Source organism: Exiguobacterium alkaliphilum 12/1, from assembly GCF_000714435.1.
In the GTDB taxonomy this organism is placed as follows: Bacteria; Bacillota; Bacilli; order Exiguobacteriales; family Exiguobacteriaceae; genus Exiguobacterium; species Exiguobacterium alkaliphilum.
The window spans coordinates 1-21,054 of record NZ_JJMW01000063.1 but is presented as its reverse complement, the minus strand read 5'-3'; the positions used below and the strand labels follow the sequence as shown (position 1 = coordinate 21,054).

Below are 21,054 nucleotides of genomic sequence, written 5' to 3'. Positions count from 1 at the left end.
TATGCTGTTTACTTATTTTACATCGACTGTCCGAGACACTGTCTTCCCGCGCGGGGTGACGAGTCGCACTGTCAACTTTGTCCCTTTACTTTGCGGACTGATGGCCACAGTCGAGTTCGTCGCCGTGACCGTATGCGTCGCAAGCACCGTCGTGCCTCGAAGCACAGTGATTGTTCCATAGTTGACGTTCGCCTTCACAGCGACCGAGCGGCTCGCGTTTGTCAACGCACCGACTGTGATGCTCGGCGTCACGCCTTCTGTGACGGTCATTTTCTGTTGATGGCGGAACATACCTTCTTGGCTCAACAACGTAACCTCTTGTCCCGTCGTGAAGCGTGGGAAGCGAAGCGTCACCCGCCCTGTCGAACTGGCCGTCGCTTTCACGACACCGTTCGGGCTCGTGAGCGTGACAGCTGAGTTCGGTAAAAAGATACCCGTCCATGAACTAATCTCATTATTGATTCGCAACTGGCTGAGCACGGTTTCCGGCAAGACAATCGCCTTATCTTGTACGCGTGCCTGGTTTATACCGCGCACGGTCACCGTCGCGCCCGGTTTGACCGGAAGCTGATAGCGCGTCGGCGACAGCTGTTTCGCCGTCACGGACTGACCGTCTACGAGGAACCGGAGCGTCGTGCTCGCATCCTTCTTCACCGAGAAGACGGCGTTCGTCTTCATGAGCAAGACGTCGGTCACGTCGACCGTCGGTAACCCATAATCTTCTTTCACTGTCTCTAACTTGTACGCCTCTTCAACGTCACGTGCCAACTTGTAGTAGACGCGCCCGTTTTTCGGGAATTCGTTCGTGAAGCGCGCAATGCCTGAAGCATCGGCGACGGCGGTCGCCCCCGTCAACATGTACGGGTCGTTGTATGTGATTTCGACCGTTTCGCCGGGCGTCGTCTTGAAGACGGCCCCGTTGTAGCGACTGAGTGAGACGAGTGTCACACCATTGTCGAACGCTTCGCGCTCAGTCGTCGTGACTTCAATTTTCTCAGCGAGGCTCGTGTCGGTCGAATGGCTGACCGTGATCAAGCCACCCCCATAGAGCGTCGTTCCGAGCTTGAGGCGGTACACACCTTCTGCGTCCGCTTGGACGCTCGTGCCACGAAACTGTGTCTCGTTGAACTGGCGATATGCGACCCAGACCGCTACGTTCGGTGCCGTCTTCCCTTTAATCTCAGTCAACGTGCCAGCGGACTCGACCGTAATCGGGACATAATCATAAAACGTCTGCGTCCACGGGAACGTCAGCCCGGCTGTCGTGAACGAAAGCGTGACCTTGCCCGGGGCCGTGACGTTGAGACTATTGCTGGCCGTCACGTTCGCCGGGACGCTAAGGAGCGTCTCGCTCAAACGAGGACGCACAACATTCCCACCAATCGTCGTGACGACGAGTTGCGGGGTATAGTCGGTGTTCGTGTACCAGTTTTTCGTCGTCTTCGGTACACTGAGTGAAATCGCCTTCGGGAATTCGTAGACGTCTTCACCCCCGTAAAGCTTATCGCCTAAGAACAAGCCGCGACTCGTCGCCGCAATCGAAAACCAACCGCTTCTGCTGTACTCCAACGGTTCTGTCGTGAGGACGCGACTCGTTCGGTCGTACGTCGTCAACTTCATCCGATTGATCAAGTACATCTTTCCGTCGTACATGTAGACACCGTCGATATGATATTCGTGTGCGAACGGCTCATACGTCAGCGTCCGTTTCTTGTCGTCATAAAAGTAGAGCCCTTCTTCTGTCCGGACGAGCACGACATCCTCCTCTTTGAACGGGTAAATTGAAGCGACCCGATCTTTCATCGAGAACGTGTCTTTTTCAGTGAACGTCCATGCGTCAAGGATCGTCGTCTTCATCCCGCCTGAGACGAGCACATCACCATTGTCGAGGAACGTGGACGACTCGCCCGTGAATCGATGAAGGACGTTGCCGTCGAGGTCGATGACGACCCCTTCTTGCAAGTTCACCTTGAGGAGGATACGCCCCCGCGCGACGTCCGTGTCGACGATCGCTTGATAGAAATGCGGCGATGTGATTTGTGTCGACTCACCCGTCGTGAGGTTGACGCGCTCGACCGAACGTGACCGCTCAATCAACACGTCGTCGCCAAAGGCGACAACACTGATGTCATACGTGCTGTCAATCGGGGCGAGTACGCGCGCACCTGTCTCGTCATTCACGAAATGATAGACATTTTTTTGCGTGGCCTGATCATATGACCGCTCCAGGAAATAGTCGCTCCCTACAATCAATTCTCGGTTCTTCATATCGATTGGTGCGGCTTCTGCCGATAAGCCACTCGTCCATACCGCCAGCGCGAGCACCGCGCCTGTCATCCATTTATCCATCTTCGCCTCTACCTTTCCGTCCTCGTCAGATTTATTTGAAAATCTGTTAAGAATATCCAAAATTATAATTTCCTTAAATGATTTTAAATTACTTTCCAACTGTACGCAAGAGACAAACGGTTAAAAATCAAGAATTTTACCAAAAGAGGTCAATTGTTTTCTGAACTGAATCGAATGACGTGTTTCGTACCGCTCGATAACCAGTACGTGACGATATCGATCTCGTCACGTCGTTCGAGTTTGGTCTCGACAATCGGGTTGTCGGTCCGATCGAGACGGATGAGCGTCAAATACCGGATGTCCGTGCCATATTCAAACGAGACGACCTGCTTTCGTGGCTTCCACTCGAAGTCACGGCTCGCGACATGGCTCGCCTCGATATCCATATAAGCACCTTCCGCCCCCATCAACTGAACGAGTTGGATCGAACGGCCGTTCACGTCACGGAACAAGACGTCACGCGCCTCGGTCGAGCCCCCGACGAGATCGAGTCCGACGCCGAGATGGAAGCGTTGCACGAACAGGTCAGGATTGGGAGAAGTGATTCGATCATGGACAAGGAGCGTGCGCGCCTTATCGTAGACGACACTACGCTCATGCGTCACCCCTTTGCCGATGAGCCGACTGATCCCATGGGCGATCGCCATTCTCCCACTAGACTCGACGGAGAGGATTCCGCTCTGCCCGATTTGTTCGACCGAGAAGTCTAGTTCTTCACCGAGCCGATGGACCGTGTTGTGGGCTGCGACCCGTAACGCACGAGCCCGTTCTTCCCGGTCCGTGTAGCCGTAACGGCCCGTCTCGACGATGAAGTCGCGACCAAGACCATACAGCTCAATACTGAGGTCGTCGGCGTGTTTATGAGCATAGCCGTTATAACCGGCCGTCATCATGATATGGGTCGCATCGCTGAACGGACGCTTCGGATGCGCCCAATACTCGCGCATGACAGCGTACTGTGTCCCTAGTTTCTGTACAAGTTCGCTCGGCTGGTCCCCGACCGTCCCACCACTGAGCGCATAGGCAAGCTCTGGGTAGTGACCGATGCCCGGGATCGCATCGAACGGACGGATTTGTCCGCTCGTATCGCCGAATATCGGGAGTGTCCGATTCGGCTTGACCATGTAGGTTAGCCGATCAGGCATACGCCGAATCAAAGCGAAGCGCCGAGGCAGTCCGACACCGTTCGACTCGGCCCATTCCGTGAAGCGGGCCAACGTATGGTAGACATAGACGTGATACCCCGGCGAGTGCTCGAGGTGCGTCCCGTCATCTGCCAGACTCGCCTTGAGCTGTTCGTCGAGCCGGTCTCGGGCGACGCGCCCCCAGTCCGCGCTCGCCTCGAACTCAGGAAATGTCTCGGCGATGACAAGGAGTGCCATGTCTTGAAACAACCCGTGGTTATGACGCACCCGGTAAAAGCTTGGTGACGCTAGCAGCACGGCATGGTCATGCACCACGTTCAAGACGTGCTCAGTCATATGCGAGTCGTGATGTAGCGCCGATTGTCGAAACGCATCCCAAAATCCGATCAGATGGAACACTCGCACGGCGGTACCGTGCCCGTCATAGGCGACACGATTTCTTGAAACCTGAGACATCGGGTACTGTCGTGTCCAGCTACGGACGATACGCTCGGCATACGCGATATAGTCGATCCGACCCGTGGTGCGATAAGCCCGTGTCAACTGATTGACCGTCGTCCAATAGTGGAGTTGGAAACGGAACGACTTACTGTCGACGTCCGGCACGTCGCGCTCCCAATCGAACCGTTCGATTGCTTCGACACGCAGATGGTGCGGTGCCGTCGGGATGTACCAATCGCCGACGAGGGCACGATCAGCGAACATGATGGCCTGTTCGTCAGTCAGGCGTTCGTATGTAAAAGGGATCAACGCTCCCTTCTGCCGCATATAGTCGTGAAGGAGCACCCGATTCAACCCGTTCGCGGCTCTCGCTCTCGTGAGGGGACGGACAAGGACGAACTCGACCATCGATGTCAGTACGAGCAACTGTCGTGACCGTGACCGGACAATCGTGTAGCGCCCAAACGGACGGATGATACGATATTCGGTTGTCTCGCTCGTCCGTTCATACGGGACGACCGCCTTGCCTTTCAATTGGTACACCATCGTCCCAGGTGCGAGTCGTGCGTTCCAGTCACTGTGCGCCCGTGTCGTGAGCTGAGCGACGAGGTGTTTTGAGATTGAGCGTTCCATCATGTCCCCCACTTCATTTCCATTCATCACTTGAAAATTCTACCTGAACAGGGCATTGGATACAATCAAAATCCGACTTGACGCCAAAAAGCCCGGCTCGTGGCCGGGCTAAGATTATTTTGGAATCGTCATCTCACCCGTCTCTCCGTTCGAGACGGTATAGGAGAGGACGTAATCGGTCTCACGTTCTTCAATATCAGCTTGTTCGATGTACGTGTTCGAACGATCGATGCGAATCAACGTGATGTATCGCACGTCATCGCCATACTCGACCGAGACGACCTGCTCACGCGGCTTCCATTCGAAGTCACGGACCGACAAGTGACTCGGTCGAATCGCCATATACGAGTCCTCGTCCGTCTCAAGTTGCATGAGTTGAATCGTACGGCGCGTCGCATCGCGGAACGTGACGTCGTTCTGTTCAATCGAACCGCGCGAGAGCGTCAACCCGTCGCCGAGATGGAAGCGTTGAACGAACATGTCCGGCTCTGGCGAGGTGATTTTGTCATAGACGACGAGCGTCTTCGCCTTGTCGTAGACGAGCGTGCGTCGATGCACCCCACCCTTCCCGATCAGCTCGCTCTCGCCGATGGCGACGCTCGTCGCACCAAGGTCCTCGACCGAGACAATCCGACTCTTGCCGACCATGTCAGGACTCAAATCGAGCCCTTCGCCGAAGCGGTGGACCGTGTTATGCGCCTCGACCTTGAACACTTCTCTCCGCTCGGGACGGTTCGTGTAGCCGTAACGACCCGTCTCGACGATGAAGTCGCGGGCGAGGCCGTACAGGTCGATGCTCAAATCATCGGCGTGCTTGTGCGCGCTCGAATGATAGCCGGCCGTCATCATGACCTGGGTCGCCCCAGAGAAAGCTTGAGGCGGATTGGCCCAATATTCGCGCATGAAGCTGTACTGGCTCCCGAGCTGTTTCGTCAGAAGTGGCGGCTCGACCCCTTCCGTCCCACCGCTGACCGCATAGGCGAGATGCGGGTAATCGGCCGTCCCTGGGATGATGTTCATCGCCCGGAGGTGGCCCGCGGTGTCGCCGAAGATCGGGAGCGTCCGGTTCGGTTTCACCATATACGTGAGCTGTTCCGGTATCTCTTTGATGTCCTCGATGCGAGATGGCAAGGTGAAGCCGTTCGCCTCGGCCCACGTCAAGAAACGGGCGAACGTGTGATAGACGTATACTTGGTAGCCCGGCGAGTGCTCGAGGTGAATCCCGTCCGACGAGATGCTGTGCGCGATTTGTGTCTGGAGCCGATTGTTCGCGAGCGTCTGCCAGGCTGCGCTCTTGTCGAACTCGGGAAAACTTTGAGCGATGGCCGTGAGTGCCATGTCTTGGAAGATGCCATGATTGTGGCGGGCCTTGTAGAAGTCCGGTGCCGCGAGAATCTCGGCATGCTCATAAATCGTCTTTAACATGAGCTCCGTGAAGGCCGGGTCTTTATGGAGCGTTGTCTTCTTGTAGACGTCCCAGAAGTTCAACAGGTGGAAGACGCGGATGGCCGTCCCTTGATCGTTGTACCCCCATCGGAGCCGTTTATAGTTTGCTGCGGGGTGCGCCTTCGTCCAACTCTTGATGATTCGCTCCCCGTACTGAAGATACGCTCGGTTTCCGGTCTTGTTATACGCTTGCGTCAGTTGGTTGAGCACCGTGAAATAGTGGAGCTGGAACGCATACGACGTGCTGTCGACCGCCGGGACGTCCTTATGCCAATTGAACGTGTCGATGTTCGGGACGAGCAACTGGTTCGGCGCCGTCGGGATGTACCAGTCGCCGCGGAGCGCTCGGTCTGCGAACTGTCGCGCCTGATCCGTCGTCAACCGGTCATACTCGTAAGGGGCGTGGCCGGGCGTCTGTCTCATATAATCGTGAATTAAGAGCCGGTTCGCCGGCGACGAGATTCGTGCTTTCGTCAAAGAGCGAGCCGGGACGACTTGAGCTTGACTCTTCTTGATATAGATTGGCTTCCCGCCGGACATCGCTAAATAATACCAACCGGACGGACGGACGATTCGATATTCGCGTGTCGTGTTCACCGTCTGTAGCGGGACGACCTTCTTGTCTTTCATCTGATGGATCGTCGTCTTCGGCGCGACCCGGACGTTGAAGTCTGAGTTCGCTTCGGCCGCGAGTGGAGCTAAGATAAGTGTTCCACCGAGCAGTGCCGAGGCAATTGATTTATTTAATCGGTTCATGTTGTAATACCTCACCATTCTAAAAGGATTTCATTTGTAAATTGTATCCAACTTTGAGTTTATAAACAATAAAAAGTGGATATCATTTACCTTTTAAACCAATATAATTAAAAACGCCCACTCTTTTTTAAGAGCAGACGCTTAAAGTCCATTCATTTGCAGTCATTTTTCGTTCTCCTGTGGCATAGCCGACCCGAGAGACGCGAACGGGGAGTACAGTTCTTTTTTTTGTTTCGAGATGCTCACTGGGAAGTGGCTTTCGACGAAGCAATGGTTGTCTTGCCAAGTTGACGTGTCCCCGCAAAGACACGGACATAAGCACCGCTGTCTGCCCTTTCAGTCACGACCGTGCTTGTCGTACGGACGGATACAATCAACATCGTCTTGAATGCGTTCAAGATGTTCGTCGTCACGTGCTATGATTGACACGGCCTGTCTGGCTAGCAAGAGTGTAACAAGAGCGTCCATTACTCAAGGTCTTTGTCGACATAATCCGACAAAAAAGTCCAATCGAGGGCAGACTAGAGATTAATCGATTAAACTTTCAAGTGTGATATTATGGAAAATTGAATAATTTCTGTCCAAAGTGATTTGTAAGTATTGAACTCCGCTGAGATCGACGTCGACATTCACGAATGGGTCCCCACTCTTTATATTGTACCTTTGAATCAGTTGTTTATTGCCATAAGAATCTACACTGTGGAAGCTTAATGCAGATTCATTATCATCATTTAATCTGTTTTGCGGTATTGCATATTTCCCTTTGATTGATTGATAGTTCCCTTTAAGCGCATATTGAACCCAAGATCCCCAACTTCCTTGAACTACATTTGATGGATAGTAAGTATCTTCTAGAATTTTAAAACTAATATCGTTTCCATCTCTACTATCATCTACAGTTATACTCGAGTAATCGAAAATATTATTGTTAGTCAATGGTTGTACTTTCCCTTTTGGAGCAATCCCAAAGTACATTGCTTGTTTAGTTGCATTCCAAGTAGTAGGTTTTTGTCCACCTAGTAGGGCTTTGCCTACCGATTCAATCGGTGCATACAATTGATTATCAAATACGAACGTGCGTGGTGTCTTCCCTTTGCTCACCGTAGGTAGAAGACGCTGACCGTCTAAATAAAACTCAGCTTGATTTTCTGTCACCCGAATGCTTTTTACAACCCCACTCTTCGTTTTGACTCCTTTTTCATATTTCTTGTACTCATTAATTTTAGCCGTAAGAGATTTATTGCTTTTCTCGACATTCGTCACTTTCTTTTTTAAGTTCGAGATCTCCTTTTTTGAGGTTTCCAAGTTTTTCTTCAATGCACTGTTTTCTTTCTTTAAGGCATTGATTTGTTTTTGTAGGTTCGCAGTCGATTGTTTTTCCAGGCTTGATGCTTCGCTGGTATGACCCATACTAAGCACAAAAACAAGTGTCATCAATACGACAATCAGTTGTTTGCTCCATTTCATAAGTAATCCTCCTAATTTTTGTCTACTCCAAATAATATCAGGCTTCCTTCCCCATCAGGTTTCAAATTACTGAAACGAGATAAACGTTTCTTCACTTTCTCATTCCTTTTTGTTTCAATTCGCCTCCATCCTCCCATAATGGTTGTTATGCGGTTTTGACACCTCGCCATCCCCGTCGTTACGTCAGGCCAAGCGTTATGTATAACGTCCCGTATAGATGAAATAAGCGCTAGGCGTTGTTTCGCCTAACCGTCATTTCTTTATAACAACCATTATGCTGGATTCACCTAGGAAAACCGAACGCGCGCGAGAGAGTAGCGAACGATGTCAGACTTTAATGAACAACTAAACGATTGGGAGCCGATGATCCATTACGTCATCCGCACGCTCCACATTCACCCGAACGAGATTGACGACTGCGCCCAAGCCGGACGTATCGCCCTATGGCGCGCCCTACTCGGTGAGAAGACGTTGTCGAAGACGTATTGCTTCATCCGCATCCGCGGCGCAATCCTCAACCATCGAGCAAAGCAAAAAAAGACGCTCGTCCATGAGGTCACGTGCGAGCATCTCCCAGAAACGGGGCAATCCCCACTTCCGTTTCACCTATGGTTATCCGATCAAGAAAACAGTTTACCGCCCCGCCATTACGCGTTACTCTGCCATATGCTTTGCGGCACCGAGGACACGCTCGGCTACTCACCGAGCCGGCTCCGGGCATACCGGGCCGAGCTGTACCGGATGCTCCGCGAAGACACCAATTAAGGAGAGATGACGATGAATCTTCGCATCGACGAGGCGGTCAAACGACACCTCCACTACTTACATGTGACCGGGAAGGCACAGAACACGATTGACCACGCGGGATATAAGTTCGATCGGTTCTTATCCATTATGGGGCAGGACGCCCGGCTCGACGATTTCAAGACGAGGCAGGACGTCATGCCGTATATCGATGCGCTCCGCGCGAACAACTGCCAACCCGTGACCATCAATAACTACTTGAGCGCGCTCCGTGGCCTATACGATTGGGCGATGACCGAACAGTTGACGGCACATAATCCGTTCCTCCGCTTGCGGGTGAAAGTAAACGAACGTCTTCCTTCCGACGTCCCGACACCACGGACGATTCTCTCGATTATCGAGGCGATCGACGTCCCGCTCTATCGAACGTTTTTGACATTCCAGCTCCATACCGGGATGCGGATCAACGAGGTCCGACTGTTGACGACGGAGGCGCTCGATTTGGAGCGACGCCGTGTCCACGTCCATGAATCGAAGGCGGGCAAGTCAAGGACGGTGCCGTTGAACGACATCATTTACGACGTGATGCGGACGTATATGGAGGAAGAGCGGCGTCATGGCCCGTCCCCTTACGTCTTCCCGTCCCGCCGCGGGGGCGTTATCTGTAAGACGACGATCAATCGCCACCTGACCGAAGCGTCGTCCGATGTACTCGGCTATGAGATCACGTCGCACACGTTGCGTCACGCCTTCACGACACATCTGTACGACCAAGGCGTCATGGAGACGACACTGTCCGAGCTCCTCGGTCATGCCGAGCCGAAGACGACGCGACGATACATTCGTGTGAAGGAGAACCATTTGAGGAACGCCGTGAATCGAATCAATCTGGATTGAAACAAGGTCACCACGTATATGTTCGTGGTGACCTTGTCATTCGCTTCATCCTGATTCCTCCTTTGTATATTTGCACTACACTTAACCTATATTTATATCTCTAAACACAACGCTCTTATCCTTCGTTTTATGCTGTATCTAAAGAAGTCATAACAAAAAGAGGGTGTCACCCCTCTTTCGATGATTATTGAATTTTTGCACCTGACTGCGTGTATGAAAGATACACACTCAATGAATTAAGCGAATCAATGTCTTTCTTACTGTAAGGCGTTAAGCTACTCTCTGTCCAACCCTCTTTGACTTTAAAGACAATAACGGCATGGGTTACTCCATCTCCTACAATTGCATTATCCATACCCGCCATATCGTATACTATAGAACGCAATTGTGCACTGGCATCGCAATCCATCTTCTTATTTATTAGAACATCATAGGCGGATTTTACATTCTTATCCCCTACTACAGATTTAGAGTTATACTTTTTTTCCAAATAACTCGCAAAGGAGTCTGCTCTATGCACGCTTTGGTAAGTTTCAAATGAAACTCTACCCTCAAGAACAGGCGCTAAACCTAACTCCGCATTCAACAACCCACCATTATTAGGTGAACGAAAAGCAGGGTCATTCCTATCTCTAGTACCCCTCTCACCATTCATGACACGAAAAATATCGTTTGGTAACTCGAAATCTTTCGAGTTAAAGTTTTTAGCAAACTCATCTTTTACGATTTTCATAACGGCATCATATTCTGCTTGATTATTAACTCCGTAAATATGGCTACCATACTGTGTCTTGATCCTGTTGGCTAGGAGCACAGCCGACAAATCTCGGGATGCGATCCAACCCGTCTTCGTTCCGACCTTCACCTGCGACCAAGAGCCGTTTACCCCTGTCCGAGTTACTTTAGCACCGTTCGCAAGGTTAAATGCGACCTTACCTTTTGTCGAGCGAGTCGTATACGCCTTTGTCGCCTTGTTCGCATACATCGTGACCGTTTTCGGAGCGACATACGCCTTCAAATTGTTGACCGCAACCCAACCCGTACTGCCGTTATACGTTACTTTCATCCATGAAGCCCGCTTCTCAATAGAACGAACCTTTGCATTGGCAGGAACTTGTACGATCTGCTTCGATGACGTGCTGTTGGATGCGTACAATGGCTGAGCCTTAATCACCGTGTAATCTTTACTCTCCTTGATAACCTCAACTGGAGGTGGCGTCGGCTTCGTAGGCGTTACCCCGTTCGGGTCGGAAGTCATGGTCGTGAATGACCAAGTACGACCGCCTGACATCTTATCCTCAGGACTCGTCCACTTTACAGTAGCCGTGTACGTCTCTCCCCATTTCAACTGCTGTTTAGGGATAAGTCGAACCGCTTGATTCATCTTGAAATCTACAAATGCAGGAACAACTACCCCTTTCGAATCTTTTAATACAAATGAGAAGTTTTTGCTGTCAAAAACCATTACATCTAAAGGATACCAGTATGTTAAGATATGTCCCGACTGCGAAATCCCGTAGTTTTTCAACGGGTTCGGAATCTCGTTACCCCCGAATAACGGGTTGACGTTTTTCATACCGTTAACTGGATAGACATGGTCAGTAGCACGCTCGCCGTATTCATCAATACGGAGTTTGATGACGTGGAACCCTTTTTGGTTCCCCTTCTCAGCCTCAATACCTACTGACTGTAAATCAGGGTTCAATAACCCCTCACGGTGAAGCGGTGCTTCATGTACCAACTCCATAATACTGTTTGTATGAATACGAGTTGCAAATACAATGTTTTCACTCAAATACTCTCCCACAGAACCACCGACCGCCAATACTCGGTCTTGAGGTTTTACCCCTGTGAAACCTTTATGTCCCTTCACCTCTGAGTGTCCATACGACCCACCGTTTGTAATGAGATAGTTAAAATGGTTCGTCGCCGCTTTCGTGAGGAATGGGTCTAACTTGACCGGTTTCATACCTGCCTCAACCCGTAACTTGTTCAAGTTCGCAAGCGCCTGCAACTGGTCGGCAGAATAGTTGTAACTTGAAGCCTCAACCTGCGTCGTCGTCAAGACAGGCGTCAAGACCAACACACTAAGACTCATTCCGATTGAACTGCTCCCCGTCAAGTAGACAGGGCAAATAATGAAAACCAAACTAGGCGGCTTGAGTCCTGTATTCGACAGGGCTCAAGCCGTTTAGCCTTTTCTGGAAACGGTCATGGTTGTAGAACGATATGTAGGCCTCGATGGCCGATGTGAGTTCGTTATAGGCCTGGAACTCACGCAGGTAGTACATCTCGACTTTCAGGGTGCCCCAAAAGCCCTCGATCGGGGCGTTGTCGATGCTCTGTTAACTCGCTATGACCAGTATACTTCTTGATCCACCGATATAGAACCGACCAACTACTAATATGATATTTGGAGAGAACCTCCATTTTAGTGAACCCATCGAGATAGTCACGTACGGCCGCGATCTTCTGTTCCTTGGTGTAATGTTTCCATGTCTTCGACTCCTTCAACGCATCGATCCCACCGGTATCGAATTTCACTTTCCACACCCGGAGGGTATTCTCAGAGACGTGATGGGCCTCCTCGATTTCCTTCCAGGTGTATGTCCCTTCTTCCATCATACGTAGCGCACTCAGTTTTTGTTCAATCGAATGCCGACTTCTCGCCATAAAAAAACACTCCCCGATAAGAATAAACAGATTTGTTATTTCATCTGTCTACCTATTGGGGAGCATATCAGTTCACCAGTGCCAGTCCCTTTCCTTTGTTAAAAAGTTTCATCTGTTCCTCTCCGATCTATATTCATCTCGTTTCATTATACCGCCACTTGTTATACAATTTTTTCAATTTTTCAAGAATAAGGAAATCGGTTCTTGCTGTGATATATTTAAAAAGAAGTCAATCAAATTCCAATAGAGGTAACGATGAAAAAAACAATCACAAGTCTGATAATCGGCAGCTTCCTCATCACGATGGCACCGTCAACAGCCGACGCAAGCGTCGATCCATACTTCCATATCCGTTCAGTTCCGAACGCGACCGTTCACGAATTGCGACAACGTAAAATCACACCGACAACCCAACTATCCGGGACGAAACGCTACAACGTCATCCGACCTTCCGGATGGTATTTCGAGGCCGTCGAGAACAATAAGAAAATATATCTGAAAAAGAGCGAGGCGAAACTGCTTGTCGCGAGGCCTTTGACCGCATCGAGCTTCCAACAGCCGAACACGCGCGCCCTCGCCCACGATTACATGAAGACGACTCGCTCTCATGTTCCTTATGAATATGAGCAGCTCGGCAACACACGGGCGATTCAATATGCGGACCGGGCGTTGCGCGGTGACTGGTATGTGCCGACCGCGCCGTTTCGCCTCACGGTCAAAAACGTCGACACGTTCAACTGGCATACCGGTATACCGGCATCAGACAGCAACTCGTATCCATTCCAAATCCATTATTTGACGACGCTCAACCAGTTGACGCAGGCCTACAACGCGACGGGGGACCTTGCCTATTTGCGCTATGGGGAACGGCTCATCAAGAGTTGGACGAAGGCGCACCCCATCGCGAACTACAAACAGTACCGCTGGCCCTATAACGACCACGGCACCTCGATTCGTGCGTTTCATCTGTTGAACTTCTGGGACGTCTATAAAAAGACGTCGCTGAATAAAGACCCGGCGTTCACTGGGCTCATGTTGAAGACGTTGTATGACCATGGCACGCTCCTCGCCACACCGAGCTTTTATAAGGAGTACCATAACCACGGCATCTTCCAAGACATGGCGCTCACCGCCATCGCCCAGACGTTCCCTGAGTTTGATCGGAGCGCAGCATGGCAGACGTTCGCGAACACACGGCTTCAACGACAAATCACGCACAGCATCTCGCGTGACGCCGTCCATCTCGAGCACTCGCCGGGATACCAGGCATATATGTACCACACGTTCGCCCGCTTCCTCGACTGGGCCGAGGCGAACCGGTTCGTCCTCCCGCCAAGCATGGCGAACATGGAGGACATGCCGAAGCAATTGACGTACATGGTGAAACCGAACGGGACGCTCCCGATCTTCGGGGACACGTCCGGCGCGATCCGGACGATGAACATCATCCCGAACACGGCCGACTATCCAGAGCTCGCCTATGCGGTCAGTCGTGGGCAAGAGGGCGTCATGCCGAGACATCTCGTCAAACGCGTCGGGACACAGTATAGCTTCATGCGCGAGTATTGGGCCAATCCCCCACGCTCCTTCTCGAACGCGACCCAGGTCATGATGACGGCCGGCTATCATTCGAGTGCGCACAAACACGCGGACGATTTGACGATTGACGTGTATGGGCTCGGGCGTGACTTCATCATCGAGACCGGACGCTACGGCTATACGAACCGCCCAGAGCGACAGCGCGTCTTCGGGGTCGAGGCGCACAACACCGTCCACCGGGATGGGGAAAACCTTGATTTGAGCGCGGCGATGCGCGGCAAGAGCCGCATCGTGACGACACGGGATAATGGGGCGACCCATCTTGCGATTGGCGAGAGCAAATTGATTGGAAAAGGGGCGACCCACCGTCGGACGATTGTCTATGACAAAGCGCAGACGCTCGTCGTCTACGACAAGGTCACTTCTCCGATTGCGGCGAAATACGTGCAGCGGTTCCACCTCGCCGAAGGACTGACGCTCCTCCGGAGTTCGATAGGGACTCAAAACGTGTTGTATGGCGATTCGAACGGACGGACGGTACAGCTCATGCAGTTGAACTTGAACGGCACCTCGATGCGTACGAGCTCGAGCTTCGTCGCCGTCCGCGACTATGAATGGAAACCGCGCCCGCAAGTCATCTCGTACAATACCGGGAAGGACGTCCGCTACGTGACGCTCATCCGGCTCGACCAATCGAAGACTACGATCACGAGCGCGAGCGTCAAGGCTGTCGGGACCAACTACGTCGTCACTTACACGTTGTCGAATAAAGAAACGAAACAACTCGAAGTACCGATGTGAACAAGAAACAGGCTGACCCCACAATTAAGTTTGGTGTCAGCCTGTTTTCTTATGTCATGAAGCGAGCAACAAGCGTAAATGTGATGCGAGCGGACTTAACGAACAATCACTGTAATTTCTACAGCATCGCCATATGCCTCCGGTTCGAGCGACAACACGCTGGTCCCTCTCTTTTTCGCGACCAGAGCAGGACGATTTAAGTCATAGTCAAGTGTAGTCCCACCATCATAGCTCATTACCCTGTACGCATACCCACGGCTATCGTTCAATCCATGGCGCCCGATTCCAATTCGATCTCCGACTTTTACATATAGTGTAGTCTTGCCTACATAAACTGCGTTTTTACCTGAGTGTTTCAGCCCGAGCCAGATTTTCGGATTCCCGGCGATAAATCGATCATCACGTCCGGTCGCACGTCCAGCCGATACGACTTTCCCGTTTTGAACACGATACTTCTGTTGAACAATCGAACCATTCGTGTAAAAGAGAACCCCATCAATGATTAGCGCATTCCCTTTGTACAATTCGCTTTTTTGATGCATCAATTTAATGTCTCGACCATTCGGAGATCCAATCAGGAAAGCTTCTAGAAAACTGCCGCTCCCTTCATACGTCCCGACCACAATTTTATCGCTTGCACCCATTCTCCCTTTCGAGATGAACATAAGGTTTGAGCGATCTTCGAATGACCTTCGATATGACTGTTTCCATTTCCCGTTCTTCAGTTCGTGTACGAGGACCATGTAATCGTTCCAATACGCCTCCTCTTTTTTAAAAATCGATACGACTTCGAGCGGTTTTGAACTATTTAATTGAATCAACTGGTGATCATCATAAGTGTAACCGTTTAGATTTGATTTTTTTAGTTCTTTGACGAATTGATCCGTCGATTGCGCAGCCTCTGCCGGTACCGCGACAAAAATCAAAACAACACAAAGAATAAATACTTTCAGTCGGTTGTTCATATTCATTCCTCCATTTTTTGTAATCAACCAGATGGGAGTGATTCAGTGAAGTAGAAGTAGACTGCTTTCCCTTCCAAATCATACATGATGAAAAGCGCGTGTTTTTTATTGATTGCATGTAGCGTGAGTCTTGATAATTCCGACTGATCAATCGTTTTCGTCCCTCGGGTCAATCGACTCGCACTCCCTTCCACATCAATGTCCCACATCGGCTTACCGAAGACTTTTCGAGCCTCGTCTATCGTGATATCACGTTTTTCATAGTCAAGTAGCAACAGCATCTCATCGATTTTCTTCGTACCTCGATACGTGCCATACATCCAGTTGCCTTTGAATTTCCCGCGTGAAATCACATCCTGGTCAAGCGTAAATTTGCCTGCGACGCCCCCAACTTTGCTGTAGCTCGAATAAAGTGTGTACGGTGCATTCAAAAATGTACGACGTTGCTCAAGTGCTTGTTTCTGCTGTTTCAACCATTCCGTATCAGAAGGACGTGGGTCTTTTTTGACTGTCACCTCTAGTGTTGCTTCATGGTCTTCATACGTCGCCTTGATTGCAACCCGGCCAGGTGATTTCAGAATCAGCTTACCTTGTGAGAAATAAGCAACTTGCGAATTGTTTGTCCGCCATACGACCTTGTCTTTCACAATTGATGTCGATTGATCTTTACCGGTCACAAGGACCGAAGGAATAAGCTCTGTTCCTTCAATCAAATCAGCTTTCCCTAGTTGAATAGACAAGTGATGAATTCGTTTTTTTAAATTAAGCCCGTTGTATACTCTGATTGGCCCATCTCCAATCGTAATCAAGCGAGATGTGTCCTCGTTAAAGTCGACCGTATCAAACTTCATGTTCGTGTAGATTTTTTTCCCTGACTCGATATCATACAGTTGACCGTTCGTCGTCCCGATAAACATTCCTGTCTCGTCTAGGTTGATTTTCGTAGTGATCCCAAGTCGCTTCGACATACCAGTAAATGCAGGGTTGCTATATATATTCACAATCCCATCGTTCGTGTTGTAGGCCAGTTGTCCACTTCGCGTTAAATCGTAAGAGACAATTTGTTTATTTTCCATAATCTCGCGAACACTATGCCCGTTATGGTTGAGCAGAGCAATCGACTTGTCATACCCCATCGCAATATGAGCATTGGATACGCTTAACTTTCCTGATGTATCCATACCTCGAACAAACCGAACGAAAGATTGTTCAACGTCATAAAAAATCAACTGATTTTCATCTGTCGCGATAACGAGCGTCGAGGTTCCTGGAAGAAACTTTGCTTGCATATCTGAATAGATGTGATACGTTTCGTTTAAATACTCTAGATTTCTCAGTTCATGGGTGACTTCTCCAAACTGATTCAGGATGCGAATTCCCCCATAAGAATCGGACATGACAGTCCACGCTTGGTCATCACTGACATCCAATAGCCAATCCCCATAATCCGCCTCGTGCTTTCGTAACAATGTCCCTGTCTCCATATCGTATAGTTTCAAGTCGCCATTTGACAGATATAACGTATCCCCTTTGACAACATAGCCGTATGGATCTCTTTCATTGATTTGACTTAACGTGGACATCTTGACCTCGGCTGAAACACTCAGCGTAGATACCAGCACTAAAATCCCAACTAAACCGCCTATTAACCGCTTCACGATTATCCCCCTTTGTTTATTTCATATTTTTTCGTTTTGTCTTGATTGCGGATACGGCAGTCCGCGCACTTTCAAACGTTCCATTTCCTCGTGCAGTTGACGTTTCTGTTCGAGTGTCACGTCTTGCGAATGCAACGTCGCATAAAAGATATGTTTACAATAGCCCCAATACTCCGGATAGTTTGGACTCCACTTCACCTGTTGTATATCTCGTAGCAAGGATGAAACTCCACTTGTGTCGTGTGGCGTTTCTTTAAGTCGAGTCCCCACATTTTAATGACTTTGCCATACTCGATTTGCTTGAGAATCATTCGGATAAAGAAATAAGGCAGTGCTAAAACAGCACCAATCATAAGAATTGATAGTAAAATACCGAGAATGCCCATAATAATTATTAAAGTAATATTGTTCTCCATTACACTTCTCCCTTTCATCGGTCATCCTAATTTCTTCGAATCAGTGTTCCGTATATCATTCCCTCTTTTCTTTCGTATGTTTATGTATCCATTTCGTTTTATGAGTGTTTTTTAATCGAATCGTCCCCTTCATCTGTTCACATTCGACATACAACCATACGTTTTCGTAAAGTACGGCAGCAATGTTTCTGATGACACACCAGGACTGTAACCGCTACTGTTCTTTTTAGTCACACAACGCTCTTCTTAAAAATGATCATGGGCCTTGATTTCTTTTGATGCATTCGACTGCCCTTTCGGATACGGGATTCCTTTCACTTTTAAATGATCAAACACGTCAAATAGTTCACGCTTTTGCTCGAATGACAACACTCGCGAATGAAGCGCCGCGAAATAAATCGTCTTACAGCGGCCCCAATATGTTGGATGGTTCGACACCCACCAAATCGCCTTCATGTCTTCAAGCAAGTCATGAAATTCGATTTGACGTACATCTCGTCGCTTCAGTTCATTTTCCCATTTCTTGATTTTAAGCGCATAGAAGATTTGAAGCGGGATGCTGACGGCGAGGATGAGGAAGATGAGCGGAATAATCAACATCCGTTCGCTCGAGAAGAACAGGCCTATGATGAGTGCGATGACTCCGTACTTGATAAGATGACGCATCGTACAATTCCCTACTTTCCTGAATAGAATAATGGCTATATTGATAGTAGCAAGGCTGTTGTCATATAGGACGTCACATCACGGAAACAGGGAAATGAAATTCTGAAATTCTCAAAAAATATCTCGACAAATGTCGACAAACGAGATTTGCAGTATAACAAAGAAACAGGGTGCCATGGCTGACATCCTGTTCGGCTTATTGAAAGACATGAAGTTCCTGAATCTTTTCAGAACTGTTCGATATCACATTCGAACGTCAAGCGTTTTAGCGAACGCAACTTCATATGTTTTGCTTGATAGATGTTTGTCTGTTAATTGGTAAGATGCGATTCATTTTTGACACAATGTATTCGCATGTGCGCCAGCGTAAGTATAAGGAACAGACAATCCAACCATGAGAACCAAAGTATTTATTACGACAAATAGCCTCGCTTGTTTTTAAAAATATGCTATTGCCCTTCATTTATAAATTTCTTCTTCCTTCCAGCATCATAAAACGAGAAAAGAGATTACTCTTACTCCACAATTACTTGAACTTCTAATTGCCCCGCCGGATACACTTTTGGACCATCATAACGTACTGTCGCATTCAATTTAATCGAAGTAACTCCTTTTTGTTTGGCGATGAATCCAAGACGCCGGTCGTCCCACTCAATCACAGGATTTTTTTCAATGAACGCGTAAGGGGAATAAAGATAATCTCCGTCTACGCTGGCATCATATCGACCTACTCCGATTTTTTCACCGACTTTCATCGTGATGGTCGTTGGACCGATCAGTTGTCTCCCTTTGACGCCGATCCAGTGTTTCGGATTGCCTGCTACGTAACGATCATCTTTTCCAGTTCCCGTTCCGACACGTATTAACTTGCCGCCCTTCATTTTCAACTGATGCGTAACGATGGAACGACGCATGATGTACAACGTATCATTCTTTATAGTAGCGTTTCCAAAAAAAATACTAGGGGAATCTCCTAGAAGACGAATCTTCTGCCCGTCCGGTGAACCGATGATGATGGGAGACATCACATTTTCCGTATCGAGGCCGTGATATTGTCCAAATACGACTTTGTCATAGCCACCAAGTTTGCCTACCGTGAGAAACTTCAAGTTCATCACTTCTAAATATTCGCGCTTGTAAATGACGTTCCACTTCCCATTATTCCATTCATACACTTTGATGAGATAGTCATCTGCCATGTTGGTGAACGTGTCGCGATTAAAGAGAACAACAACTTCTCTCATTTTCGATTTGTTCATTTGAGCGAGCTCATAAGAGTGAACCTTATACCCATTTTCTGAAGTGGTTTGAAGTTGTTGAATCAATGTTTCCGTATGACTTGCGGCCTCCACAGGCGCGACTGTCATCACCAGAAACAAGATAAATGCTAACATCCATTTTTTCATGTATAACGCTCCAATCGTTCGAGTTTGAATTGAAATCGATTTTATTGTATCAAGTTAAGCTGTGAAAATTTGTTGATTTCCTAACGAATTGGAAATGAGTTTTCAAATTCTGAAAATGGGAATATACCAAAAAACTCACCATGGGGGTGAGCTTAATGATTACATAACGATGAAACCATTCATCCAATTACGCAAAAACGAAATTCGTCTTTCTTACTGTTTTAATTGCTTCACACCTTGTTCAATATGATATTTATAGTCAGACCAAGGAGCTTCATCAAAGTCGCCGTAAGAAGAGTGATTTTTTTTGTAGAGTTGAGTTTTATTGTACTGTTTGTATTGAGCCAAGCTCTTTTCAAATACACTTCGTGATACTTTCTTTTTATTCACACGATAAGTTTCTTTCAGTGAATATTCATTATCGTATTGGTAGTAAAAACGTTCTTTTGCATACAGGTTCGTTCCATTCAATTTAAGTTCTAGATAGCTGCCTTGATAGTTATTATAATTGAGTTGTGTACCATCGTTAGCAATCCAGTGCCCCTTTTTCGTTTTTGAATCCAAACGTCGCTCTAGATTCAATAGTCCAGGCACTCCCAAATGTAATTTATTCTTTCTACAACTGAACAAATACTGAGCACCGTTATAACAATAGTTCGATCCTCCCGTATCCCCTGTAAACACAATCTTCTTAACTTGATGATTTTCTATCGTAAGAGCCGTATACAATTCAGGAGACGTCATCGCGGCCATCCCCATAAATAATTCAGGATACCCGTCAAAATTTAAATCTGTAATAACATACGTGTTGATATTATCTAAAAAGTCTTTATCATTTACACGATCCAGGTATGAAATATACTGAGTTCCTGCGTAAACAATTTTTTCTTTTTTCAATTGATTGATGACCGTTTTGGGCGGATTCGAGAAAGTGACTTTCTTAGAGTGTTGGATGTATAGGCTAGGTGAGATTTGATAATACGTCACATTCTTCTGCCGAATGGTTTTCAAAACTGCAAACTCTAGACTGACCTAGCTATATGAGACACTAA

At 48.6% G+C, this 21,054-nt stretch carries 16 protein-coding genes and 1 pseudogene; 3 read left to right on the top strand and 14 right to left on the bottom strand.

The genetic code is table 11. The features are described 5' to 3' along the window. Window positions 1–12: 12 nt before the first annotated feature. The 4 genes from RT52_RS12820 to RT52_RS12805 all read right to left on the bottom strand — a co-directional run bounded on the left by RT52_RS12820 (window position 13) and on the right by RT52_RS12805 (window position 8,237). The gene (locus RT52_RS12820) at window positions 13–2,349 is read right to left on the bottom strand and encodes a hypothetical protein (RefSeq protein ID WP_034817842.1); all 2,337 of its coding nucleotides are present in this window, start codon (window positions 2,347–2,349) and stop codon (window positions 13–15) included. Between the two features lie 149 nt (window positions 2,350–2,498). Further along, on the bottom strand, window positions 2,499–4,568 hold the full coding sequence (locus tag RT52_RS12815; protein WP_034817841.1) for a heparinase II/III family protein: 2,070 nt from the start codon (window positions 4,566–4,568) through the stop codon (window positions 2,499–2,501). 114 nt (window positions 4,569–4,682) lie between these two features. Further along, complete coding sequence (locus RT52_RS12810) at window positions 4,683–6,770, bottom strand: heparinase II/III family protein (RefSeq protein WP_034817840.1); 2,088 nt, start codon at window positions 6,768–6,770, stop codon at window positions 4,683–4,685. Between the two features lie 528 nt (window positions 6,771–7,298). Then, entirely contained in the window at window positions 7,299–8,237 is a 939-nt protein-coding gene (locus tag RT52_RS12805; protein ID WP_034817839.1) for a hypothetical protein, read from the bottom strand. 324 nt (window positions 8,238–8,561) lie between these two features. Here RT52_RS12805 and RT52_RS12800 point away from each other — a divergent pair, with 324 nt between their 5' ends. Together RT52_RS12800 and RT52_RS12795 are read left to right on the top strand one after the other, a co-directional pair. Beyond that, a complete protein-coding gene (locus RT52_RS12800) occupies window positions 8,562–9,002 on the top strand; it encodes a sigma factor (protein WP_034817838.1) in 441 nt (146 codons plus the stop codon). 12 nt (window positions 9,003–9,014) lie between these two features. Continuing rightward, window positions 9,015–9,878, top strand: a complete 864-nt coding sequence (locus RT52_RS12795; protein WP_034817837.1) for a tyrosine-type recombinase/integrase — start codon at window positions 9,015–9,017, stop codon at window positions 9,876–9,878. A 184-nt stretch (window positions 9,879–10,062) separates the two neighbouring features. Here RT52_RS12795 and RT52_RS12790 read toward each other — a convergent pair whose 3' ends face one another. From RT52_RS12790 to RT52_RS12785, 3 genes and pseudogenes are all read right to left on the bottom strand, one after another. Continuing rightward, window positions 10,063–11,874, bottom strand: coding sequence for an SH3 domain-containing protein (locus tag RT52_RS12790; protein ID WP_162174547.1), 1,812 nt, complete (start codon window positions 11,872–11,874; stop codon window positions 10,063–10,065). 154 nt (window positions 11,875–12,028) lie between these two features. Continuing rightward, entirely contained in the window at window positions 12,029–12,169 is a 141-nt protein-coding gene (locus RT52_RS17675; protein ID WP_081852719.1) for an IS3 family transposase, read from the bottom strand. 22 nt (window positions 12,170–12,191) lie between these two features. After that, window positions 12,192–12,551: pseudogene (locus RT52_RS12785) on the bottom strand (helix-turn-helix domain-containing protein); the annotation flags it as partial. A 255-nt stretch (window positions 12,552–12,806) separates the two neighbouring features. Here RT52_RS12785 and RT52_RS12780 point away from each other — a divergent pair. Then, window positions 12,807–14,891: an alginate lyase family protein gene (locus tag RT52_RS12780; protein ID WP_034817835.1), complete on the top strand. Its 2,085-nt coding sequence runs from the start codon at window positions 12,807–12,809 to the stop codon at window positions 14,889–14,891. Window positions 14,892–14,986: 95 nt separating this feature from the next. Here the strand turns inward: RT52_RS12780 and RT52_RS12775 are convergent, their stop codons facing one another. The 7 genes from RT52_RS12775 to RT52_RS12750 all read right to left on the bottom strand — a co-directional run bounded on the left by RT52_RS12775 (window position 14,987) and on the right by RT52_RS12750 (window position 21,013). After that, window positions 14,987–15,856, bottom strand: coding sequence for a hypothetical protein (locus tag RT52_RS12775; RefSeq protein ID WP_034817834.1), 870 nt, complete (start codon window positions 15,854–15,856; stop codon window positions 14,987–14,989). Between the two features lie 23 nt (window positions 15,857–15,879). Beyond that, window positions 15,880–17,514 (bottom strand): hypothetical protein, encoded by a 1,635-nt coding sequence (locus RT52_RS12770; RefSeq protein WP_034817833.1) that lies wholly within the window; start codon window positions 17,512–17,514, stop codon window positions 15,880–15,882. A gap of 21 nt (window positions 17,515–17,535) precedes the next feature. Further along, on the bottom strand, window positions 17,536–17,712 hold the full coding sequence (locus RT52_RS16405) for a hypothetical protein (RefSeq protein ID WP_156028822.1): 177 nt from the start codon (window positions 17,710–17,712) through the stop codon (window positions 17,536–17,538). After that, entirely contained in the window at window positions 17,709–17,930 is a 222-nt protein-coding gene (locus RT52_RS12765) for a hypothetical protein (protein WP_034817832.1), read from the bottom strand. The genes RT52_RS16405 and RT52_RS12765 overlap by 4 nt, the downstream gene beginning before the upstream one ends. Window positions 17,931–18,176: 246 nt before the next feature. Beyond that, window positions 18,177–18,596 carry a hypothetical protein gene (locus RT52_RS12760; RefSeq protein WP_034817831.1) on the bottom strand — a complete coding sequence of 140 codons (420 nt, stop codon included), beginning with the start codon at window positions 18,594–18,596 and terminating at the stop codon, window positions 18,177–18,179. A 515-nt stretch (window positions 18,597–19,111) separates the two neighbouring features. Further along, the gene (locus tag RT52_RS12755; protein ID WP_034817830.1) at window positions 19,112–20,002 is read right to left on the bottom strand and encodes a hypothetical protein; all 891 of its coding nucleotides are present in this window, start codon (window positions 20,000–20,002) and stop codon (window positions 19,112–19,114) included. Window positions 20,003–20,215: 213 nt separating this feature from the next. Then, window positions 20,216–21,013 (bottom strand): hypothetical protein, encoded by a 798-nt coding sequence (locus RT52_RS12750; protein WP_034817829.1) that lies wholly within the window; start codon window positions 21,011–21,013, stop codon window positions 20,216–20,218. Between the last annotated feature and the right edge of the window lie 41 nt (window positions 21,014–21,054).